Genomic DNA, 20,244 nt, shown 5'->3' on the forward strand with positions numbered 1-20,244 from the left:
AAAACAGGGGGATTGTGCGTCTTTTTTTATTTCCATCAGGAGGTTGAAGTATGAACAAGATATTACTGGAAATGTTGAAGGAATCGAGAGAACGTAAATGGGTTCAATACGGAGAAGTGGAATCGATCAGAAAGGTATCGGTTGGGGGAAAAGAGGACGAGCTAATCGTTATCCTTTATCAAGGAGAGAAGGTCTATTGTAAAAGGGAAGATTTCATTGAACGTGATATAGCCAATCTAAATGGATTTATTCAAACGAGAGTACCTTTTATTGTTATGGAAGTAACAGATGAAGTAGTAAGTGTAAGTCGTATTGCTGCATTAAGACGAGTAGCACAAGAATTTACTGAAAGTGTAAAAATAGGTGATCGAGTACAAGGGACAGTAACAGGTGTAAGTGATAAAAATGTTGTTTACTTAGAGGTTCAAGGTTATCCATGTATTATTCCACCGGAAGAATGGGATATTCGTCGCTCTACTAATCTTAGAGAAACTGTACCTGTTGGAACAGTATTGGAAGTTGAGATATTAACGATTTCCCGCTTGGAAAACGAAGGAGAGCAGAATCTACCGTATCGAATTAGGTTAAGCCGTAAAGCTTTAATTAAAAACGAGAAAGAAGCTATTTGGGAAAGTATTGAAGATCATTATAAAGTTGGTGATTATATTGGCTTTAAAATAACTGGTCAAGCGCCTGGATACAATTCATATTACTGTGAAACTGCTAGCGGCATAAATCTAATTGGTAACCTAAATAGAAGGTTAAGAGATCGTTATAACGATTACTTACCTCCTGGTGTTCAAGCAAAAGGGGAAATTCGTTTTTTAGATAAGAAAGGGAAACGAGGAAAAATTCTTATCAATCAAGTAGAAGCTAATTTTGCGAACTTATTAAATAAACGCAGCTTTGGCGCATTCTAGTTCTTATGAATGTTTGGAGAACAAAAGAAGGGAATATCCCTTTACTTGATGATCCTACTCTAAAAATTACCATGTTTCGTTGGTCTCGCAGGCCAGATATTCAGTTAGATATTATTCAACAAAGAATAGAAACTGGACAAATATCTGAATTGGATATAGATATAACTGTTACATTAGCAAATGCTAAGGTTCTTACTGAAAAGCAGATCCGCTACTTATACCGGAATGTAGTTGATAAAGGTCATAAACTAGGTACTCGGTTACGAGTGCTACAACAAAACGGTTGGTTAGAAGGATGGAAGCTTGAGAACGAGTCGAATGAAAGAGAGTATGTTTGGACAATTGGAGTAGCTGCTAAGAATTTTCTTGGCTATGCAATGGGGTTACAGAACCTTCCTAATCCGCTTCATTTCGCTAGTTCTATAGGTGAGCAGTTACATTATCCGGCTATTAACGAGATCCGAATCAAGCTTTTGGAAAAAGGATTACTAAAGAAAGAACGATTTGAATTTCACCCTTTTATAGCACCAGAATTTGAACCTCCTCATGCGGTCTTTCAAATTGATACACCGTTAGGGAAAATGGAGTTCATTGTGGAACGGTTACAACAAAAAAGTAAGCCACTACGATTTTTAAAACGAAAGCTATCACAGTATAAATCGTATTTCGCTAAGCATGAAAAGTTACCAACTGTCTATGATGATTCAACTCAGAGTATTCTTGTATGGAGTATAGCAAGCGAGGAAGGAATTGATTCATTAGTTTCCTCTTACAGTAATTTCGAGCAAGAATTTATGCAACTGTTTTTAGTAGACGAGTATTTAGATGATCTGAGAACTGGATGGAGATTAGCGAGGCCGCTTGAAGGTAATCAATCAGAAATACAGATATTTGATATGGATTTCATGTGAGAAAGTTATTGGAGGACATCATCCATGCAAATTGGGATCAACAAAAATCTTAAGAGAAGTATTTTATCCTGTCTTTTAATTTTTACAAGTATTTTCTTAGGGAATCTTGATGAACTAGACATATTTAGTAAATCAAAAGGAACGAATAATAACTATAACATTATCTATATTACAGGAACTTATCCTCAAGATAAGATTACTCCTAAACAAGACTGTGTTGGATTAGTTGATAGCAGTGATTATCATCCTTTTATAGGTCCAATAAAAGTTCTTCAATATGCGTTGCAGACAGTTAACAAACAACTTTTAAAGAATAAGAGTCATCTTGTATTTATAGAAATGCTAAATGATTAACCGGAGGATAAAGAATGAAAAAGAGAATCAATAAAAATCTCTTCCTTGGTATTTTCTTCTTCATATTGTTTATAGCAGCAATTGTTGTATCTGAAACGGGTATTCTAGGAAAAATAAATACAGTTACAGTAGTAATGGCTAATACAAAGATTGAAAAAGATACGATACTTTCAGAAGAGAATGTTATTTTAGCGGAATATCCCCGCGAATTAATAACGGATGATATGTACAGACATATAAGTGATGTAGTTGGAAAAACTGCTGTTCAAACAATTCAACCTAGTGCATTTATAGATAGAGATTATCTAGACCAATCGTTATTAAAACCTACTAAGGATCATGAATTTTTCCCAATACCGAACAATTGGCTAGTTAAATTACAAGGAACTATTCGTAGATATGATCTAATTAATATTTCAGCCGTTTATGTAGGTACTGGTCAAGATACAGGAGCGGTATTACAACAAAATGTTAAAAATGAATATGTGTTAGAGAATGTTCCAGTAGCTTATGTGAAGGGTAGCAGAAACCAAGAAGTGTCAGGCTTAACTTCACAAAATGATCGATTAAATGGAAATCAGAATGCGGCACAGATTGAGCTTAGTTTAACTTTAGAAGACTTTAAGGTACTAGAAAAATTAACTAAAGAAGGTTATCAGTTTGTATTGAGTTATTAAGGAGGATTTTATGAAAGTTGCAATCTACCAACCTAGTGAATTGTTAAAACGAATTGCTCTTTTAACTAGTCAGTTTGATGATCCTGCTCTAGAAATACAGTCATTAGATGATTTAGGGAAAGAGCGTCGAGTTGAAGCTTTATTACTAGAAAGAGGGGATATGTCCGCTCATGATGTTTTATTACTTCGTGAGAAGTTTCCCCTGCTTAAAATTTTAATTATATATGATGAATATGATGAGTTTTTCAATAAGTCGTGTATCACTCATGATGTTCATAGTTTATCAAAGCAAATTGGCGAAAAAGAAATTCTTCGAATATTACAAGTGGAATGGTTCGGGTTAGAGGAAGCGACAGAGTTTCAAAATGTAGTTGCTATACACGGGACACATCGTCAGGTGGGTACAACACAAATTGCTCTTTCCATTGGAAATACGTTAGCTGAATTGAATTATAAAGTAGCTGTACTAGGGTTGAATCCTTATAATCCAGGTGAACTCCGTCCTTATAAGACTAAATATTCTTTGGATCAAGTATATGACTTATTAGAAGGTGGCGTTATTAAAAACGGTGACGATCTAAAGAAATATATGCTTGAAATCGGTAAATTACATTACTTGGTTGGCAATGCAGATTTTTATAAAAGCCCCCAATTTGAGAAGGAACCAATTGAGCATTTAATTGATGTAGCAAAATCGTATTTTGATGTTGTGGTACTCGATGTTGGCAGCTTTTATGATAGTTTTCTTGCAATTACAGCCTTGGAAAGATCAAATACTCATATCTTAGTAGCTACTCAAGAAAATCTATCAATTAATGAATATAACCGTTGGAAAAAGCAATTTTTAAGTAGATTTAGTTTCCATCCTAAAAATTCTTATATGGTAGTGAACAAATATGCTTCAAATGCAATTATTACACCAAAGCAGTTAGAACAAACTCATAATACTAATCTACTAGCTCAAATACCGTACTTTCCTGAAGCAGCGGATGCTGAGTATGAAGAAGGGATTCTATCAAGAGCTGGTTATAAAGCATATTTTAAAGTGATTGAAGGTTTAGCTAAATCGGTAGCAAATGATGTGATGAATTTTAAAGAAGACAAATCTAAATCGTTCTTTGGTCGTTTAAAGAAAGGACGTGCTAGGGCGTGAGTGAAGTTGAGTTTGTACCATTATCCCGAAGAAGAGCATTAGACGTAAAACAATTCACAAAAGATGACAATAACCAAGTTTCGTTTAATAGAAGTGATGAGTTTTATGATGTTTGTAGAAAAGCAAAAGAATACTTGTATGAGGTATATGATCGCAAAGTTGATATGAAATCAAGAAATGAAACAGAAGAGGATTATGTCATGATCTATCATGAAGCTATGAGAGGGAGAACGGATGCAGTCAACCTCATAAAAAAGCATATAGAATCTTTTATCTCTAATAGCGGATTAAGGGAATGTAGCTATCCCGAGTATTACCCGTCTTTACTTGATGGAATATTTGAAGAAGAGTTTGGATGGGGGCCATTGTCAGTATTCAAAAACGAATTGGAATGTGAAGGGGCGCAGGTATTAGGAACAAAGATTAAATTCAAACGTTCATGGGGTTATGAGCTGCTGCCGTTTCGTTTTTCTTCAGTAGAAAAGGTCCTGGAGTTATGTGATAGATTTGCAAATATGCACGCAAACACAAATCTCAATAGCTATTCTAAGCCTCGAGCTTGAAACATCAACAATCGATGGTATACGTGTATCTATCATGATTCCGAATAGAACATATAAAGATCCTGTTATTACGTTACGTCGTAAAACAATTAAGGATTATTCATTTGAGAACTTAGCAATCTATAGAACATTTCCATTTGAAGCAATTCCGCTCTTAAAAAGTTTATCGAAAATAAGAGTGAATGCAATCATAGCGGGTCCTCCGGGGTCTGGTAAAAGTACAATGCTACAAGCATTTATGAATGAAATGTTCTGCGAAAAAAGAAATGGAAAAATAATTCCTGAACCAGTTAATACGATATTCGCAGAATCACATCCGGAGTTTGATGTAGAAGAAATATTTCCAGATACAAATGTCACTCATGTAATCGGTCGAGGTAAGGACTTTGAGGACAGCATTGGAGCAAGCGTGCTTCGTCATGATATTGTTCGTGTAATATTAGGAGAAATTCGGGAACACGAAGTAGGGTTATACAAAAGATCTGGAGTACAAGGAATAAAACAAGTTATTGGAACTCTTCATGACTTAGATCCAATCGACATCCCAGATATTTTGACGTCTCTATATCTCCAGTACTTTGACAATAATTCTACTCAAGCATCTGTGTACAACACGTTTGCTCGTAACTTACATTATTCCTTATCAATGGATGAGTTCTTACAATTTGATGATATTGGAGAGAGTGTATTAAACAAGAAGGCTTCTAGTATTCAATTGTATGACTTTAACAGTCATACAGGAGAACTTTTAATGTATAAAATCATGGATTATAAGCATGAAGAGGACTCTTGGGTATTCTCGACTGAAATACCTGATCGATTCGAAAGGATTGCCTCGAAGTATCATAGGGCAGAGTTTGAAACATTTAAGACTGTGCTGGCTGAACTTGAAGAAAGATGGCCAATGGAGAAAGAAAACACAATTGAATCAAGTGGTAAGAAAGTAGAGGTATTTTCGTGAGTGCATATCTTGAATATCTTATCCGCTACAGCAACTACATTATTGGTGGAACAGGTCTGATCCTCATCATCATGTCTTTAGGGTTCAGTCCAAAGAAAACAAGAGAGCGTTTTAGAGTTATGAGGGACCTGAAGTACCAATCTTATTCAAGTCAATGGATGAAGTATGATTTCTTGCGGAGATATAACCATTTATTATCTGCATCTTTGAAAAGTTATCGTTATGAGTACTTTGCAAAGTTTATTATTGTGCAGCTGTTAATCTTTCTAGGATTACTGATATTTGGGTCATTTCTTATGCAGTCAATTTGGTATGGGTTGATTACATCATTTACATTTGTGTATGTTTTCCCAATTACGTTCTTTTATATGAAACACAAGCAAGTACAAGGGCTGTTACAAAACGAAGTGATTGATTCGGTCATTACCTTATTACAATCCTATCAGAGAAACCAACATAATATGTTATATGCTCTTAAGGACGTATCAGATTCATTAGAAGGTAAGACAAAAGCGGTGTATTCAAAGCTGTTCGCCAGAATGCATGATCGTGATGAAATTAAAATACTAGCAAGTGAAACATTTGCCTTTCAATTAGGTAGTTTACGAGGCAAGAATATTTCAACGACAATCTTAAAGGCTTGTAAGGATGGATTGATTGTTGAAACTCTTTTACAGGATTTAATTGTAGATATGACTGAACAAAATAAGGTACTTAGGGACGCAGAATCAGAAGCTAGAGAAGCTGCAATTTTGGGGTATGCACCGCTACCATTAACTTTTTTATTCCTATATCTAAATGAAGCTTTTCTCATACCTGGTGGAAACTCTCTGAAATATCAATTCGGTACTCCACAAGGAATTCAATCATTCGTTATCTCAATTATATTTGGGATAGTTGGACTTGGTTTAGCCATTCTTGTGAAGAAGCCGAAGAAACAATAAGGAGTGAAAATAGTGGAGAAATTCATATTACATCTAAATATTGAGATGATCTACTTTATTACGATAGGCTTGCTCCTTATATTGAGTTACTCCTTTATTGCTAAGAGTGGGTATGACGAGAGGCGCAAACGTAGATTTAGAGTTCAGAGTCTCTATCGATATCAAGATAAAGTACGAAATAGAATAAATAAGAAAGAGTATGATGACTTTTTCAGAAGTAATGGCTTGCCAGCTTTTATTACTAGTGAACGTTTTAATACAGTGCGTTTTCTTTTTCTTGGAATTTTAATTATAACTGTTCTGTTTGAAATGTTGTTTAATATTAGTTTTATATCAATGACGAACTTGGTTGTATTAGGGAGTATTCCGGTGCTTATGATACCTAAAAAGCCTTCACCATTTTACTACTTAGTAAAAATGGTACAACAACGTTATAACAGAGAAAAGAATAATGAAATCTATCAATTCTATAACGAAATGAAAGCGGAGTTCCGCTCTAAAGGCGAAAAAATGGGTAACAGTTACCATATTATTATGGGGCTTTTACCGTATTACAAATATATTCGACCAGCTTTAGAGAAGATGCTTCCTCTTTTAGAGAAAAAGAGGTTTGAAGAAGCATGGACTTTATTCAAGGATGAAATAAATACCCCTGAAGCTAACAGCTTAAGTATTGTAATGCAAGAAATAGAATCAACAGGAGTAAGACAAGCTGGTGAGATTCTTGAACAAAAAAGAGTTGAGTTTGCTAACAGTATGTACAACAACTATAAAGAGTATTTATATCGGAGAAAAATTGTCATCTTTTCCTTAGCTCTTTTTGGAACAGTAGTAGTCATCATGAATGAAGTAACAGTATTTTTCTTGTGGTACAAAGATGTGATGAGTGTTGTTAATAATCTTGGACAATAAAAAAGTCCCGAGATTAATATAAATAAAATTTTAAGTTGGAGGTTTCAAGGAATGGAAAAATTATTAATTTTACTTATGGTTCTACTTTTTGCGGTAGGGATCACGAATTCTACAATCTTTGATGAGAATGGAATTCAGACAGATGCAGTTGAAATGAAAGATAACACACAAAACATTGTGAAAGATGCAAATGATTCAATGGAAACGTTTGGTGGTGCTACAACACCAACAACACCTGCTACACCATGATGAAATAAGCAATATAATTTGTTGAAGTAAAACTTACCCTTAAGGTGACTGATTTTATTAGTCGTTTTAAGGGTTTTAAACGGAGAGTGATAGATAATGGAAAAATTATTAATCTTATTAATGATTCTACTTTTTGCAGTAGGGATCACGAACTCTACTATTTTTGATGAAGATGGGATTCATACGGATGCAATCGATATGAAAGACAATACACAAGATATAGTTCAGAGCGCAAATGATTCAATGGAGACATTTGGTGGTGGTTTAGCAGCACCTACGACTCCATAATGTTTAGACACAAATATCATTTGTAGAGTGACAAGGCTATAGTATTTGTCACTCTATTAGCTTTTAGGAGGAAAAATAGTGGAAAAATTACTCGTTCTTTTAATGCTACTTCCTTTATGGTTAGTTGTCTTATTTCAACCTTCATTAGATCGTTTAGAAGAATCAAGAGAGAAAGTCATTCAAGTTGCATTACAAAGAGGAATTGATAAAGCTAGTCTAGAGGGGTATTTTACAGAGGATATTATTGATGAGATGAAAGATATAGTGAAAAAGGTTGGCTACGAAGAAGATGACATTGAATTGGAGCTAACCACTACTCCGGTGCTAAGAGGAAACTATATTCATGGAAAAATTAAAGTGCCTAATGAGTATCAGCATTTATTAATTAAAAATTTATTGGAAAGAGATACCTCTAATGAAGAGGAAATGTATCATGTACATATTGCCAGTAGGATGAGTGAATTCGTCAATTAAGGAGATTTATAGATGAGTAAGTTATTGGTGACGTTTATGATATTTTCATCGGTTATTACCTTATGGGTATATGATGTTGAATCATTACTTCAAGATCGAGCGAATAGGGAAATGCATTATGCTTTAGAAAATGCAGTTCATGATGCTTCTTTACAGGTAAATGAAATTGAAATGGTAGAAGATATAAAAGTTCAATTTGATCAAGTAGCTGGTCACGATGTCTTTATTGATACTTTAACTAAAAATATTCCATTTGATAAGAATCTACAACCAACTAATAAGACATTATTTAAATCACCGCTTGAAATAAAAGCTGCTGTATATTTAGATGATATGACACTTGATCCAATAACGAATGCGACCCTAGAGTTTCCTTATATCTATAACTTTGTGGATAGCACAAAAGGAATTGATTATGAACAGGTTATCTTTGGTCCAAGTGTAGTATATGTGATTGAGACTCAGATTGTGGGGCAAGATGAACCGACACAATTTATAAAAGTGCAGGAATATAAAAGGTAAGTGAAGAACCAAGAACCTTACCTAATTCAATGAACATATTATTCAAGGAATTAGGTAGGGTTTTCTGTTTGAGGTTACTAAAATTTTCTTTTCAAACAAGGTTCTACATAGTATAATCTAATATAAATTAATATTAAATTAGGCGGAAGACGCAATAACCTCTATTTCGATAGAGGTATATTGCGTCTTTTTTTATTGTCTTTTAGGAGGTGAAGCCGCTTCGGCGTTAATATAAGAAGAAAAGTTGTGTAAGTGGATGATAGATATGTTTGCTGAATTTTCAAGGTGAAGACTAAGCATCTCTATCTTTAATGATTAACTGGTCAATAGTGATACCAAACCCATCACAAATACGCTCTATCGTTTCAAGATCGGCTCTACTTTGTTTGTTGTTTTTGATCTTTGATATCGCATTTCGGTGTAGACCAGTCATTTTAGCTGTCTCATCAATTGAGAGGTTATCCCTTACCATAAAGTACTCCAAATTCCACTTTAACATTGCATTTACCTCCTTCACGATATGTTTATTATATGAAGAAAGTCATAATTAATCAACATGATCGTGTGCAAAAACTAGTGGAAAATGGAAACAAAAGGTTGTTTATGCACACGATTGTGTGTACAATAGAGTTAAGGAAGAATTTAGTCGAATAAGGAGGAAAAAGTAATGAAGAAAAAGTCTGTGTTAAAACCAATTTTAGGTCTTGCTATTGCAGGAGGGTTACTAGTTCCAACTGTAGCAGATGTTAAAGCTGCATCATTTAATCCAACACTTGTAGAAAAGTTAGAAAGAAAGGAATACAACGTTTCATATGAAGAGGATGGGTATGTGTATAAAGGAATTGCAGATAACATGTTCCAAACAACACATAATTCACCTGGAACATTAATTGCGGTTTTTAAACGAAATTCTACTCAAGGGGCATATTCTTATTTTAAACACTTATTTGAAAATCCTAAAAACAGATATATTTATTATTTTCAACATAGTCCTACACCTGCAGAACCGCCTTATCCAGTAATTACACCATCCAAATCAGAATATGAAAGATATGATAATGTAAACCTTGATAGTTTTGACAAATTCCATATCAGAAAATCTCTTTATATAGAAAATCCAACAAAAGAGAATAAATACTATCTAGTTGCTTATCAACCATCAAGAGAAAATGCATATAATGAGGAAATAAGATTTTATGAAGGTGTTAACTATATGTTATTACCAGAAAATGATCTTACTCATATATTAAATACTTATACACCAGCACAATCTAAGAGTATTGCAGGTAAAAGTATTGCTATCCCTAAAGACACTGAACCGTATCGTGAACCAATAGCTAGGTTAATAGCTAAACAAGATATTCCTTTACTTAAAAAAGAGAGTAATGGTTCATATACGGCAGTGAAAATGCTTGATAAGGGTGGATTTTACCGTATTTATGGGGTAGAGGGAAACCTATATAACGTTGGTGGTGACTATTATGTGCCTAGAAATGATGCATTAATGAGTCACTTTATTGGTAGATTACAAGTTAATAAATCTGTCCCAATGTATAACCCTAGTGGTCAAATTCACAGATATTTAACTGCTGGTGAAGCCGTTAGAGTCTTTGATTATGATAATGGAAAGTATGATGTTGGTGGTGGGTATTATGTTCTTGATAGTACTAAAATCCAGTACTTTGTAGGGAAATTTATTACAGCAAATCAAAATGTTTCAGTATTTAGTACAGATGGTAAGGTTGCTTACACATTGAAAAAAGGACAACGTGTGTTTATAGAAAGATTAGAAGGAAATAAAGCATATATTGATGGTGATACCTATATTGTTCATGATAAGTCAAAAACTACTTATAGTAAGAGCTAGTAATTTTAAGGTGGTGGCTCTATGAGAAAATTGAGACATAGTAAAATGTTTCAAGTATTGTTGATTTTAGTTATTCTCCTTTCTATGTTGCCACCTAACCTATTTTCATTCGCTTTACCTGTATCAGCAGTAGAGAACGTACCAGCAAATATAAAGGCTAGTGATGTTCCACTTGAAAGGTTGCTAGTTGAACCTGCTGGTGATGTTCCTAGTAGCGGTAAACATCCTCAATGGTATGAGATTAATAGACCGTATAATATATGGTCCTATACAAGTATTAAACAAGATGGGATTTTACACCGCTCTACTGTTGCTGATAAGCATATGGCATTTCGGAAAACTAATTCGAGCCAGTATGTAACTGATCCTATTTCAATTGCAGGGGAAAATGAGGCTGCTGTTAGGAAGAAAATGCAAGAAATTATTGATAGGGAAAAGAACAAGAATCAATATGCAACTCCTACTGAAGCTTTTGTTTTTCCTGTCCACAGTTATAGAACGTATCCTGTATCTGTCTTAGACTGTAATAAATTTTCGCTAGAAGATTCTAGATATGGAAAAGTGCCAACTGAGAGTGAGTTAATAAATGGTTCGTATTATGGGCGTTGTAATGCATTTACTTACACACCAGGAAACGACCCTTACATGAATAATATGAGTCTTTCAGATTGGACATATTACAGTAAGACATGGGGAACGCCAAGTGGAAGTTATAAAAAATATGAATATTACAACTGGCAAGGTGCGCGTTTTGAGAATCGCAATACTGATTACTTTTTACAAATGAAATTCGATGTTTTACCTCCTAGATATATAAAAATAGAACTTGTACCAAGTGAAGCCACAATTAAAGTCGGTGACACTCAGCAGTTCAAGGTATATGGTTATCTGAATACCGGGCATAAAGTAGATATTACAACACTAACGGAACTTGTTTCATCAAAAACGGATATTGCAGAAATTGATTTTTCAGGTACTAGCGACAGGATATGAACAAGGTGTAACAGGAATTATTGCTACCTTTGAAGATCCTGTAAGTGGTAAAAAGTTAGTAGACAGAGGGTTATTGACGGTCGTTGATGATGGCTCAGTAATACCCGCTGATCCAGGAACAATTGAATTAACACCTGATTATAGTGCAATCATGGTAGGTGAAAATCAGAGTTATAAGGTTGAATACATTAAGTCAGATGGTTCAAGGTTAGATGTAACAAGTACTTCAAGCTATAGTAGCAGTAATAATTCAATAGCGAGTATTGATTCTACTGGTAAGGCTATTGGGATTGAAGAAGGACAGGTTACAATAACTGCAACTTACGATGGTAAAACTGACACAGCAATCCTTGATGTAACAGAGCTTATTATTGAATATGAGAATAAGCCGCCGATTGCTTCACTTGAAGTGTTAAAGGAATATTATTGGATTGAAACTGTTGAAATGACAGATTCAAGTTATGATCCTGATGGAACGATTGTTTCTACTAATCTACTAGTTGATGGAAAACCAAGTTCTTTACATGTGAAGTACCCAAGGGTAACTGTTCCAGAAAACCATGTTGCACATTTAACTGTTACAGATGATGACGGGGCTTCTTCTGATGTAAGTAAGAGTTTTAAAATTTTACCAACTACTCCAACAGCTGATCTATCAGTTTACGGAAGTCTCAAAGTAAATCGTAAAATAGTTTTAGACGCAACGAATTCAGATTCAAAAAGTCCTGTTCATGTTGCTCCGATTGACTATAGTCAGACCAACTGGACAATTACACCTATAACTGAAGGAATAACACAGGATGACATTAAGGTAAAAGTATCTAGTGATTATTCCAAAAGAGAAATCTTAGTAAGAAAACCTGGAGAATATGAAGTTACAGTTACAGTAACAAATAATTTAGGTGAGACAAGTGAGCCAGTAACCAAAAAGTTCACTGTAGCTCCTGACCTTAAACCGATTGCTCAATTTACAGTAGAGGGAAAGAAAGTACTTCGTGATGAAACTGGAATTGCTAAGGTTAAGTTAACGGATAGCTCGTATTCAATAGATGATGATACTATTGCACAACGCATATGGTATATAGAATATGATAGTAATAACGATGGACTTTTTGGAACTAAAAGAGATACACCCAAGCAGGTTATCTCAGATGCAAATGAGCCAGACGTTTACTATGAAACAGATCGAGTGGGGAACTACCGTTTTAATTTAGAAGTCGTGGAAAGTTTTAATCAACCAACGATCCCTGAATTCATATTAGCGGAACACTACTTAAGAGACGATACGGAACCTACACTTCCAGTACCATTACAGAGTATTGATCAGTATCATAAAGTAGAGAATTTTAATATCCCTCAAAATGATAAGGCAGTAACTGTAGATAATGCTCCGCCTGTTGTTGATTTTGGTATAACCAAACATAATAAAGTTGATATTTACTTAAATTTTGCTGGTCTTGATACCGCAACAATGCAGACAAATCATACGAATTATGGTTCTCAAGATCGGTATTATCGAACAAATTATGTCGAAACAAGAACATGGGAAGCTTATGATTATAGTTATGATATTGATAGTGCTGAGAAAAATAAATTAACAGCTCTTGCGGGAGATTTAGAAGTAAACCTTATAACTAAGGGGATAGATGCACGAGTTGTTATTGATAACTCTTATGAGAATAGACCAGATCCGGATGGAACATATAACATTAATTACCCTAACTGGGGTACGACCTATTGGACAGATAGCTATTATGATACTGTAACATCAGCTAGTCCTAATTATTCTCCACCTTCTGGCTGGTACATTACTTCGACAACTGATAACACGCAAAATGAATCGTACACTTTTACTTGTTCATTCTCGACTGGAACCTACTGGTGTCCTAACTGGGATTCCTATACAAGTACATTACCATCTTGTGGTTATCTATCATGTACCTCTTGGAGTAAGACTTTTGTCAATCATACTTATGCTGATAGAACAGAATCAGATGCAAGAAGGGAAGAGAAAGGACTTCCACCACTATCACAAGATGCTTTTAGGACTTCTTCTACGGATAGGTATAGTCGAGTGAATACCGTTTCAAGGACATATAATATTCGAAAAGATGTTCCGCGATCCGCGTATGAGATACAGAACTTTACAACAAGTGGTTCGCAAAAACCTTTTATTGATACAACCGATTATAGTGAGGCTATTTCAAATGCCTCTTATAGAGCGGGAGCTGATAGTTATTATATCCGCTATGATAAAAGGAATTGGTCATGGACTAACAATACCTCAAAGTTTAGTAGTGTTATTTCTGCAATGAAAAACAATTCCATATACTTATGGAACACTGCAAATAATGATAATCGAGTAAACTTTGAGAAGGTTATGACCAATGGTTCAAAGCTTGGGCAGTTCACTGTGTATGATAGCACTGCTGCTGAAAAGCATGTTCAGGAGATTGAAGATTACTTTATTAGTAACTATGCTCACAAAGAGGACGGAGTTAATAAAACTATTGTTCTTGGTGATAAAGTTGATTATACCGTCACTTATGAAGATCATGAAAATGATCCAGAATTAAAACGAGAGTGGAAATTTGAACATGATCCAACTAAAGTAAACGGAAGGGTAATTGATAATCAACCTTCAGGTCCTATTGCACAAAACGGTCTATGGATTAACAATCCTATGCAACTACCAGCAGTAGGGACATATAAAATTCAATTACGTGCAATGGATGACCCAATTCACTTTAAAGATTCACGATTCTATAATTTCCGTAAGTGGTCAGATGAGAGCATAGTAAGGGAATACACAGTTAATGTTCATAGACGTCCTACAGCATTGTTTAATTTTACAGTAGACCAGAGTGATAATTTTAAACTCACATTAGATCCTTCACCTTCATATGATATCGATTTTAAAACTAATCGAGAAGATAAAGGAATTGCGGAATATGAATGGAGTTATTATCTTGACGGTGTGGAATACGAAGGTAAGCCACCAGCTAACCTACAAGTTGACAAATTCTATGACGTAACATTGACTGTAACTGATATAGATGGTGCAAGTGATTCAATAACAAAGAGAATTAGCACGAAAAATGAAAATTTACCACCTGTTGCTTTATTTGAAGTACAGGATATAGTAAAAAGAAGTGAAAAGTTAAACTTTATAGATTTAAGTTATGATCCAAACGATGACCCTCTTACAAACTATCAAATTACTGTGCGTAAACAAGGCGATCAAACAGTACTTAAGAATTTAACTTCTTGGCCAGAAAGTTTTGAAGAGATGGGATTGCCGATTGGAGAGTATGTTATTGGTTTAACTGTTGATGATATTCCTAAAGTTGGGCTTTCATTAACTTCAGAATTATATGAACGTAATATAAAAGTAATCCGTGATAATGATCCGCCAGTTTCGTTATTTACTTTAAGCCCTAACCCAGTTGAAAAAGGGAAACTTCTCACATACGAAGATCAGAGTTACGATCCTAATGGTGATCCCCTAATAAACTACAGTTGGTTAGTGGAACAAATTGACGAGAATGGGGACGTTATTGAATCTTGGAATACTGGTGTGCCACCAACAGATTTAGAGCAATTTGGTGGTATAGGCAAGTATAGAATTACACAAACGGTATTTGATGACCCGCCATTCCCGCTACAATCTTTATCTGATGATTATACAATTGAAGTGGAAATGATACAGGGACCAGAAGCGCCGTTTGCTGAATTTGCTTGGGAGCCACTACAACCAACAGAAGAAGACACGATTACACTTGATCCTTCTTATAGTTATGACCTAGATGGAACTATAGAGGGGTATGATTGGTCAATAAAAGCTCCTAATGGAACTGTTACAACCTCTACATTAATGAATCCTAAGATAATGAATGCACAGGTTGGTGAATATGAGGTAACTCTAAATGTAATTGACAATGATGGTCTAAAATCAATAATACCTGCTGTTCATACCATTTTGGTTAAACCTAAAGCACCTAATAAACCGCCTGTCGCTGAATTTATTTGGGAGCCATTTAAGTTGTTTTTAGGAGACAATGTTAAATTAAATCCAGAAGGCTCATATGATGTCGATGGTACGATTGTTTCTTATGAATGGAGCATAGGACCAACTATTGGAGCAACGAGCAGCAGTACTGAAAAGTATCCAGAGTTTATTGCTACTTCTAGCCAGTATGATGTTACTCTTAAAGTTACTGATAACGACGGAGATACGGATACTATTACGAAAACTATAGAAGTTAACATTGCAAAGCTTCAAGCATTTGTTACTCATACAGATGAATGGAGAAATAGATGGGGCTGCTGAAGGATTTGATCCTGACATTAATATGTTTAAAGCGGGTGAAAAGTTTGTTATTGAGTTAACAAGTACACCAGCTGCGTATGTATGGGGATCAATTGATTTAGGGGTAGATATAGGTAAAGTAGAAATTCCTTCCGCCAGTTTTAATCTAGTTTCCACGAGTTCAACGAAATATGTTTGGAGAGCGGAATTGTGGCAGGATAACTTTAAATACATTCCTAATGGCGAGTATTTATTTAACTTTTCTTCCATGCACCCTGTAAATTCACCCTACGTTCAAGCAGATGCAAACTACTTAGTAATGATTACCCAATCTATATACGATGCATTTAAGTTTCATAGAGCTAAATAATTAAAAGGGCAAGAAAGCAACCTAACTCCTATAGATCTCTTTAGAACGATTACTCTCCAACTTAGATAATATAGATACCTTGACTATAATTTTAATAAGTATTAATATAAAGGTAACAGAACCCACCACGCCTCTTAACAATGCGGACCAAGGTGGGTCATTTTGTATTTAAGGGGTTATTTCTGTGAATTCTGATAACGATTATATGAAAATTAAACCACCTACTACATATAAAGAGCAAGTAGAAATTTTCCAAAAGAGAAACTTACATATAGAAAATTCGGAATTCGCTGAAAAATATTTACAAAGAGTTAATTACTACAGGTTAAGCGCATATGCAATAACATTCAAAGATCCTTTATGTAAGGAACACTATACAGAAAACTCAACGTTTGAAAAATTAACTTCGTTATATGAATTTGATCGAAGATTACGCCTTTTACTATTAGGAGTTCTAGAAACAATAGAAATATCTTTTCGCACTCATATTTCATATGAGATTGCTCATAAATTTGGTCCACTTGGGTATAAAGATAAAGAGAATTTCATTAAAGAAAAATATCATAAAGAATCCTTAGATGAATTAGAAAATCTAATAAGTAGAAGTCGTAAAGGTGAGCTCTTTATTGAGCACCATTTTAAAAAATATAATGGTAATATTCCTATATGGGCAGCTATAGAAGTTACATCATTTGGTTATATTTCTAAGCTTTATCGTAATTTAAATGAAGACTTAAAAAGGCATATAGCTAAAGTATACTATAATATCCCTTATCTATATTTAGAGAGTTGGTTACAAACACTCTCAAATGTACGAAATGTTTGTGCGCATTATGGACGACTTTATAATAAGAAGTTGACGTTTAAACCACGTTTATTTAAAGAAGATTTAAAAAATTTTAATAATCAGAAAATATATGCTGCTATTTACATTATTCAAAGATTACTAACAAGAGAAGAGAGTCGGAGATTTTTAATTGATTTAGAGGCATTAATCTTGGAGTACGATGAAAACATAGACTTCCTTCATATTGGTTTTCCTACTAATTGGAAAGAGAACTTAATACAACAAGAATGAAAAATGTACAAACTTACCATATTTTATTATGTCCCAATATAAGATATTAATAGCAAATTAACATTTTCATAAACAATGCTGAATAGACTTTATAATAACCTGATAATTCAATGGATCTTCTGGAAAGAATGAAAAATCCCTTTATCAAAGAAATTATTATAAAAAAGTCTCAACCAGCGTTAACGGGTTCCGTTTTAAGGTGCAAACAGGGAAGTACAAATACTGTATCTCCTTGAAAATTTGGTAGTAAATCACACCAATAACCACATAAGAAACCGCTGTCGTTTTGAACGACAACAGCGGTTTTTTTATGTTAGGAACCTTTTCTTTCAGTAAGGGATATAGACAGTACATTTATAGATCCAAGATTATTATAGTGTGTGTATAGTAATTTATGATTTTAATCTACAAACACATAAGATGTTATTCCTTCTATTTGAGCTATTTCTACAAGATGAATAAATTTAGAAAGTGTTGTTTCTTCCATTAGTTTTGTTACTTTAACTTCCAGCAGTTCATCATAATTTAAAATTTCTGCAAATACTTCTCAGCGCTTTCTTTACTGGAACACTTTAACCAATTATTGTAGCATCGATTATCTCAATAGTCATAAATGTATTCATATCGTATCGAACTTTTCATCAATGGATAGCCAAAGTTAAATCTATGGTAGGTACATTTTACGTTCTGAAAACATATCGTACATGAATATAAAGATAAAGAAAATGGATATTTAATTTATGTACTAACTTGTAAACACCCCTAAATAATTCTGCATATCCATACCTCTTCTTGATTTATTAGAAAACTAAATCCATAAGGTAAAATACTTCCGCTATACATACTAGAAGGTATCTCCTGCTAATATCTCCTTTTCTATTCTCTGATAAAATAGTGTCTGTTATAGTAAGATAGGTTCTTTTTAAGTCAATTTCATCACTTTCTTATTTCAGAATTGAGTCCGATAAAAGCTAAATATAAAACAGTCAAAGTTATAAAAAACATACATTCCCAGACAAACAAAGGGTCCAAATTATAAATATTTAAATTTATTTGATATACTTCACAATTCCTTCAAAATTCTACATTATACTTACTATTGTCCTAGTTTTAAAAGTAGGGGAAGACAACCTAGTATATGTGTCAATTTAAATGCATGTTTTAGCAGTATATCTTTGAATATCGCAGCTATACATGCATTAATTGTCATACACCTTTTAGTTTATTTCACTAAATCGATAACTTTAAATATAAAGTTTACTTTGTAATCTATGAAAGGGAGTAAAAGAATACAATGATAAATAATATTAATAAAAGCCGAGTAAAAGGTAAAAATAAGGGGATTTTCTTCGTTATTGGTTTTATAGTCCTTATATTCATTCTGTTATTTTTAATACAAATGTTAAATGAAAAGGAAAAAAACACAAGCGGATTACAGCCAGGCACAAAGGCACCAGAATTTAAACTTCAATCAACTCAAGGTGACATTGCCCTAAAGGATTTTAAAGATAAAAATGTTGTTCTTTATTTTTATGAAGGAAACAATTGTCAGGCCTGTATTGATCAACTTGAAGAACTTAACAATAACCTTGATAAATTTGAAAAACTAAATGCAGTTGTAGTTGCGGCTGTTACTGACCCATTGAAATATTCGCAAGAGGTTGCAGATGAAAAAGATATAAAAATCCCAATCATGTATGACCCAAACCACCAATTAGGAGATAAGTATGGTGTTTATAATGTACCAGGAGGAATGGACATGGGCCCAGTAGATACTCATTCTGTTTTTGTTATTGATAAAGATGGGAATGTAAAGTGGAAAGAAATATCGGTGGATGATATGTATGTTCCTCTTAAGTCGATATTAAATGAGTTGGAAAATCTATGAAATTTGGTCGTGATCCAAGAATAAATTTCAAATTATTATTTTATCTATATTTTCGTGGATTGGATTAAATTATTTAGAATTTAGAGTAACAACAATACAGATCATCGCAGCCATTTTAACAAGTGTTGTGTTAGAGATTTTATTTACTTATGCAAAAACAAAAAAAATAGTTGCCCCATATAGTGCAATAATTACTGGGTTAAGTACAGGGTTATTATTGCGTGCTGATTCAATTGTTCCATTTGTATTAACAATATTCGTTGCTATAACCTCAAAGCATTTTCTGAAATATAAGGGCAGTCACATATTTAACCCTTCCAACATCGGTATTGTAGTTATTTCATTTGCTTTCCCAATTACTGTCGCAACCGCGCCGCTACAATGGGGATTTTTTTGGGCACTATTATTTATAATTGCAACCGCTGGTACTTATATGGTGTATAAAGTTAAGAGGTTTTCAACAATTGTTTCTTTTCTAGGTATGTTTTTCTTAGCAGGAATTGTTCGAATGATTATTTGGGACAAAACATTTACTTCTATTTTTAATGAGTTTATGTGGGGTGGACTATTAATCTTTACATTCTTTATGATCACTGATCCAAAAACATCGCCAAAAAGTGTTAAAGGACAGATGCTTTTTGGAGTTCTTATTGCAATTCTTGGGCAAGCGATGATCCAAATGCAAATTCATGGGGCATTATTCGTAAGTCTATTTATCATTTGCTTGGCAAGAATATTATTTAAAATTTGGCAAGAAAGAATAAAAGTGAAAACAAGAGAACATTTGGCAACATAGTAAATATCCGAATAA

General features: G+C 33.9%; 21 protein-coding genes. 20 read left to right on the plus strand and 1 reads right to left on the minus strand.

Features of this window, described 5'->3' with window-relative positions:
- The first annotated feature begins 50 nt into the window (after positions 1 to 50).
- From MVE64_RS27075 to MVE64_RS27135, 13 genes are all read left to right on the plus strand, one after another.
- On the plus strand, positions 51 to 920 hold the full coding sequence (locus MVE64_RS27075) for a hypothetical protein (RefSeq protein WP_247347439.1): 870 nt from the start codon (positions 51 to 53) through the stop codon (positions 918 to 920).
- Between the two features lie 5 nt (positions 921 to 925).
- A complete protein-coding gene (locus MVE64_RS27080) occupies positions 926 to 1,831 on the plus strand; it encodes a replication-relaxation family protein (RefSeq protein ID WP_247347441.1) in 906 nt (301 codons plus the stop codon).
- A 24-nt stretch (positions 1,832 to 1,855) separates the two neighbouring features.
- Complete coding sequence (locus tag MVE64_RS27085; protein WP_247347443.1) at positions 1,856 to 2,185, plus strand: hypothetical protein; 330 nt, start codon at positions 1,856 to 1,858, stop codon at positions 2,183 to 2,185.
- Positions 2,186 to 2,199: 14 nt separating this feature from the next.
- Positions 2,200 to 2,862, plus strand: coding sequence for an SAF domain-containing protein (locus MVE64_RS27090; protein ID WP_247347445.1), 663 nt, complete (start codon positions 2,200 to 2,202; stop codon positions 2,860 to 2,862).
- Positions 2,863 to 2,872: 10 nt separating this feature from the next.
- Complete coding sequence (locus MVE64_RS27095; RefSeq protein WP_098797070.1) at positions 2,873 to 4,015, plus strand: CpaE/TadZ family protein; 1,143 nt, start codon at positions 2,873 to 2,875, stop codon at positions 4,013 to 4,015.
- Positions 4,012 to 4,578 carry a hypothetical protein gene (locus MVE64_RS27100; protein ID WP_247347447.1) on the plus strand — a complete coding sequence of 189 codons (567 nt, stop codon included), beginning with the start codon at positions 4,012 to 4,014 and terminating at the stop codon, positions 4,576 to 4,578. The genes MVE64_RS27095 and MVE64_RS27100 overlap by 4 nt, the downstream gene beginning before the upstream one ends.
- Positions 4,579 to 4,612: 34 nt before the next feature.
- Positions 4,613 to 5,539 carry an ATPase, T2SS/T4P/T4SS family gene (locus MVE64_RS27105; RefSeq protein ID WP_247347449.1) on the plus strand — a complete coding sequence of 309 codons (927 nt, stop codon included), beginning with the start codon at positions 4,613 to 4,615 and terminating at the stop codon, positions 5,537 to 5,539.
- Positions 5,536 to 6,483: a hypothetical protein gene (locus MVE64_RS27110; protein WP_247347450.1), complete on the plus strand. Its 948-nt coding sequence runs from the start codon at positions 5,536 to 5,538 to the stop codon at positions 6,481 to 6,483. The genes MVE64_RS27105 and MVE64_RS27110 overlap by 4 nt, the downstream gene beginning before the upstream one ends.
- Before the next feature lie 12 nt (positions 6,484 to 6,495).
- Positions 6,496 to 7,395, plus strand: coding sequence for a hypothetical protein (locus tag MVE64_RS27115; protein ID WP_247347451.1), 900 nt, complete (start codon positions 6,496 to 6,498; stop codon positions 7,393 to 7,395).
- Positions 7,396 to 7,446: 51 nt separating this feature from the next.
- Positions 7,447 to 7,644 (plus strand): hypothetical protein, encoded by a 198-nt coding sequence (locus tag MVE64_RS27120; protein ID WP_098797074.1) that lies wholly within the window; start codon positions 7,447 to 7,449, stop codon positions 7,642 to 7,644.
- Between the two features lie 96 nt (positions 7,645 to 7,740).
- Positions 7,741 to 7,932 (plus strand): hypothetical protein, encoded by a 192-nt coding sequence (locus tag MVE64_RS27125; protein ID WP_098797075.1) that lies wholly within the window; start codon positions 7,741 to 7,743, stop codon positions 7,930 to 7,932.
- A gap of 78 nt (positions 7,933 to 8,010) precedes the next feature.
- A complete protein-coding gene (locus tag MVE64_RS27130) occupies positions 8,011 to 8,406 on the plus strand; it encodes a hypothetical protein (RefSeq protein ID WP_247347452.1) in 396 nt (131 codons plus the stop codon).
- A gap of 12 nt (positions 8,407 to 8,418) precedes the next feature.
- Positions 8,419 to 8,928: a hypothetical protein gene (locus MVE64_RS27135; RefSeq protein WP_247347453.1), complete on the plus strand. Its 510-nt coding sequence runs from the start codon at positions 8,419 to 8,421 to the stop codon at positions 8,926 to 8,928.
- A 292-nt stretch (positions 8,929 to 9,220) separates the two neighbouring features.
- On the opposite strand, the gene MVE64_RS27140 is transcribed toward MVE64_RS27135, so the two are convergent.
- Complete coding sequence (locus tag MVE64_RS27140; protein ID WP_098797078.1) at positions 9,221 to 9,427, minus strand: helix-turn-helix domain-containing protein; 207 nt, start codon at positions 9,425 to 9,427, stop codon at positions 9,221 to 9,223.
- A 168-nt stretch (positions 9,428 to 9,595) separates the two neighbouring features.
- Between MVE64_RS27140 and MVE64_RS27145 the strand changes: the two genes are divergently transcribed.
- The 7 genes from MVE64_RS27145 to MVE64_RS27180 all read left to right on the plus strand — a co-directional run bounded on the left by MVE64_RS27145 (position 9,596) and on the right by MVE64_RS27180 (position 20,229).
- Positions 9,596 to 10,795: a hypothetical protein gene (locus tag MVE64_RS27145; protein ID WP_247347454.1), complete on the plus strand. Its 1,200-nt coding sequence runs from the start codon at positions 9,596 to 9,598 to the stop codon at positions 10,793 to 10,795.
- A gap of 21 nt (positions 10,796 to 10,816) precedes the next feature.
- Positions 10,817 to 11,788 carry a hypothetical protein gene (locus MVE64_RS27150; protein ID WP_247347455.1) on the plus strand — a complete coding sequence of 324 codons (972 nt, stop codon included), beginning with the start codon at positions 10,817 to 10,819 and terminating at the stop codon, positions 11,786 to 11,788.
- Positions 11,757 to 16,118, plus strand: a complete 4,362-nt coding sequence (locus MVE64_RS27155) for a PKD domain-containing protein (RefSeq protein WP_247347456.1) — start codon at positions 11,757 to 11,759, stop codon at positions 16,116 to 16,118. The genes MVE64_RS27150 and MVE64_RS27155 overlap by 32 nt, the downstream gene beginning before the upstream one ends.
- A complete protein-coding gene (locus MVE64_RS27160; protein WP_247347457.1) occupies positions 16,057 to 16,467 on the plus strand; it encodes a hypothetical protein in 411 nt (136 codons plus the stop codon). Before MVE64_RS27155 ends, MVE64_RS27160 begins: the two co-directional genes overlap by 62 nt.
- Before the next feature lie 184 nt (positions 16,468 to 16,651).
- Complete coding sequence (locus tag MVE64_RS27165) at positions 16,652 to 17,545, plus strand: Abi family protein (RefSeq protein WP_247347458.1); 894 nt, start codon at positions 16,652 to 16,654, stop codon at positions 17,543 to 17,545.
- A gap of 1,294 nt (positions 17,546 to 18,839) precedes the next feature.
- Positions 18,840 to 19,433 carry a peroxiredoxin family protein gene (locus tag MVE64_RS27175; RefSeq protein WP_247347459.1) on the plus strand — a complete coding sequence of 198 codons (594 nt, stop codon included), beginning with the start codon at positions 18,840 to 18,842 and terminating at the stop codon, positions 19,431 to 19,433.
- Between the two features lie 127 nt (positions 19,434 to 19,560).
- On the plus strand, positions 19,561 to 20,229 hold the full coding sequence (locus MVE64_RS27180) for an RnfABCDGE type electron transport complex subunit D (protein ID WP_345740849.1): 669 nt from the start codon (positions 19,561 to 19,563) through the stop codon (positions 20,227 to 20,229).
- The last annotated feature ends 15 nt before the right edge of the window (positions 20,230 to 20,244 follow it).

This window comes from Metabacillus endolithicus (genome assembly GCF_023078335.1).
Lineage (GTDB): Bacteria > Bacillota > Bacilli > Bacillales > Bacillaceae > Metabacillus > Metabacillus endolithicus.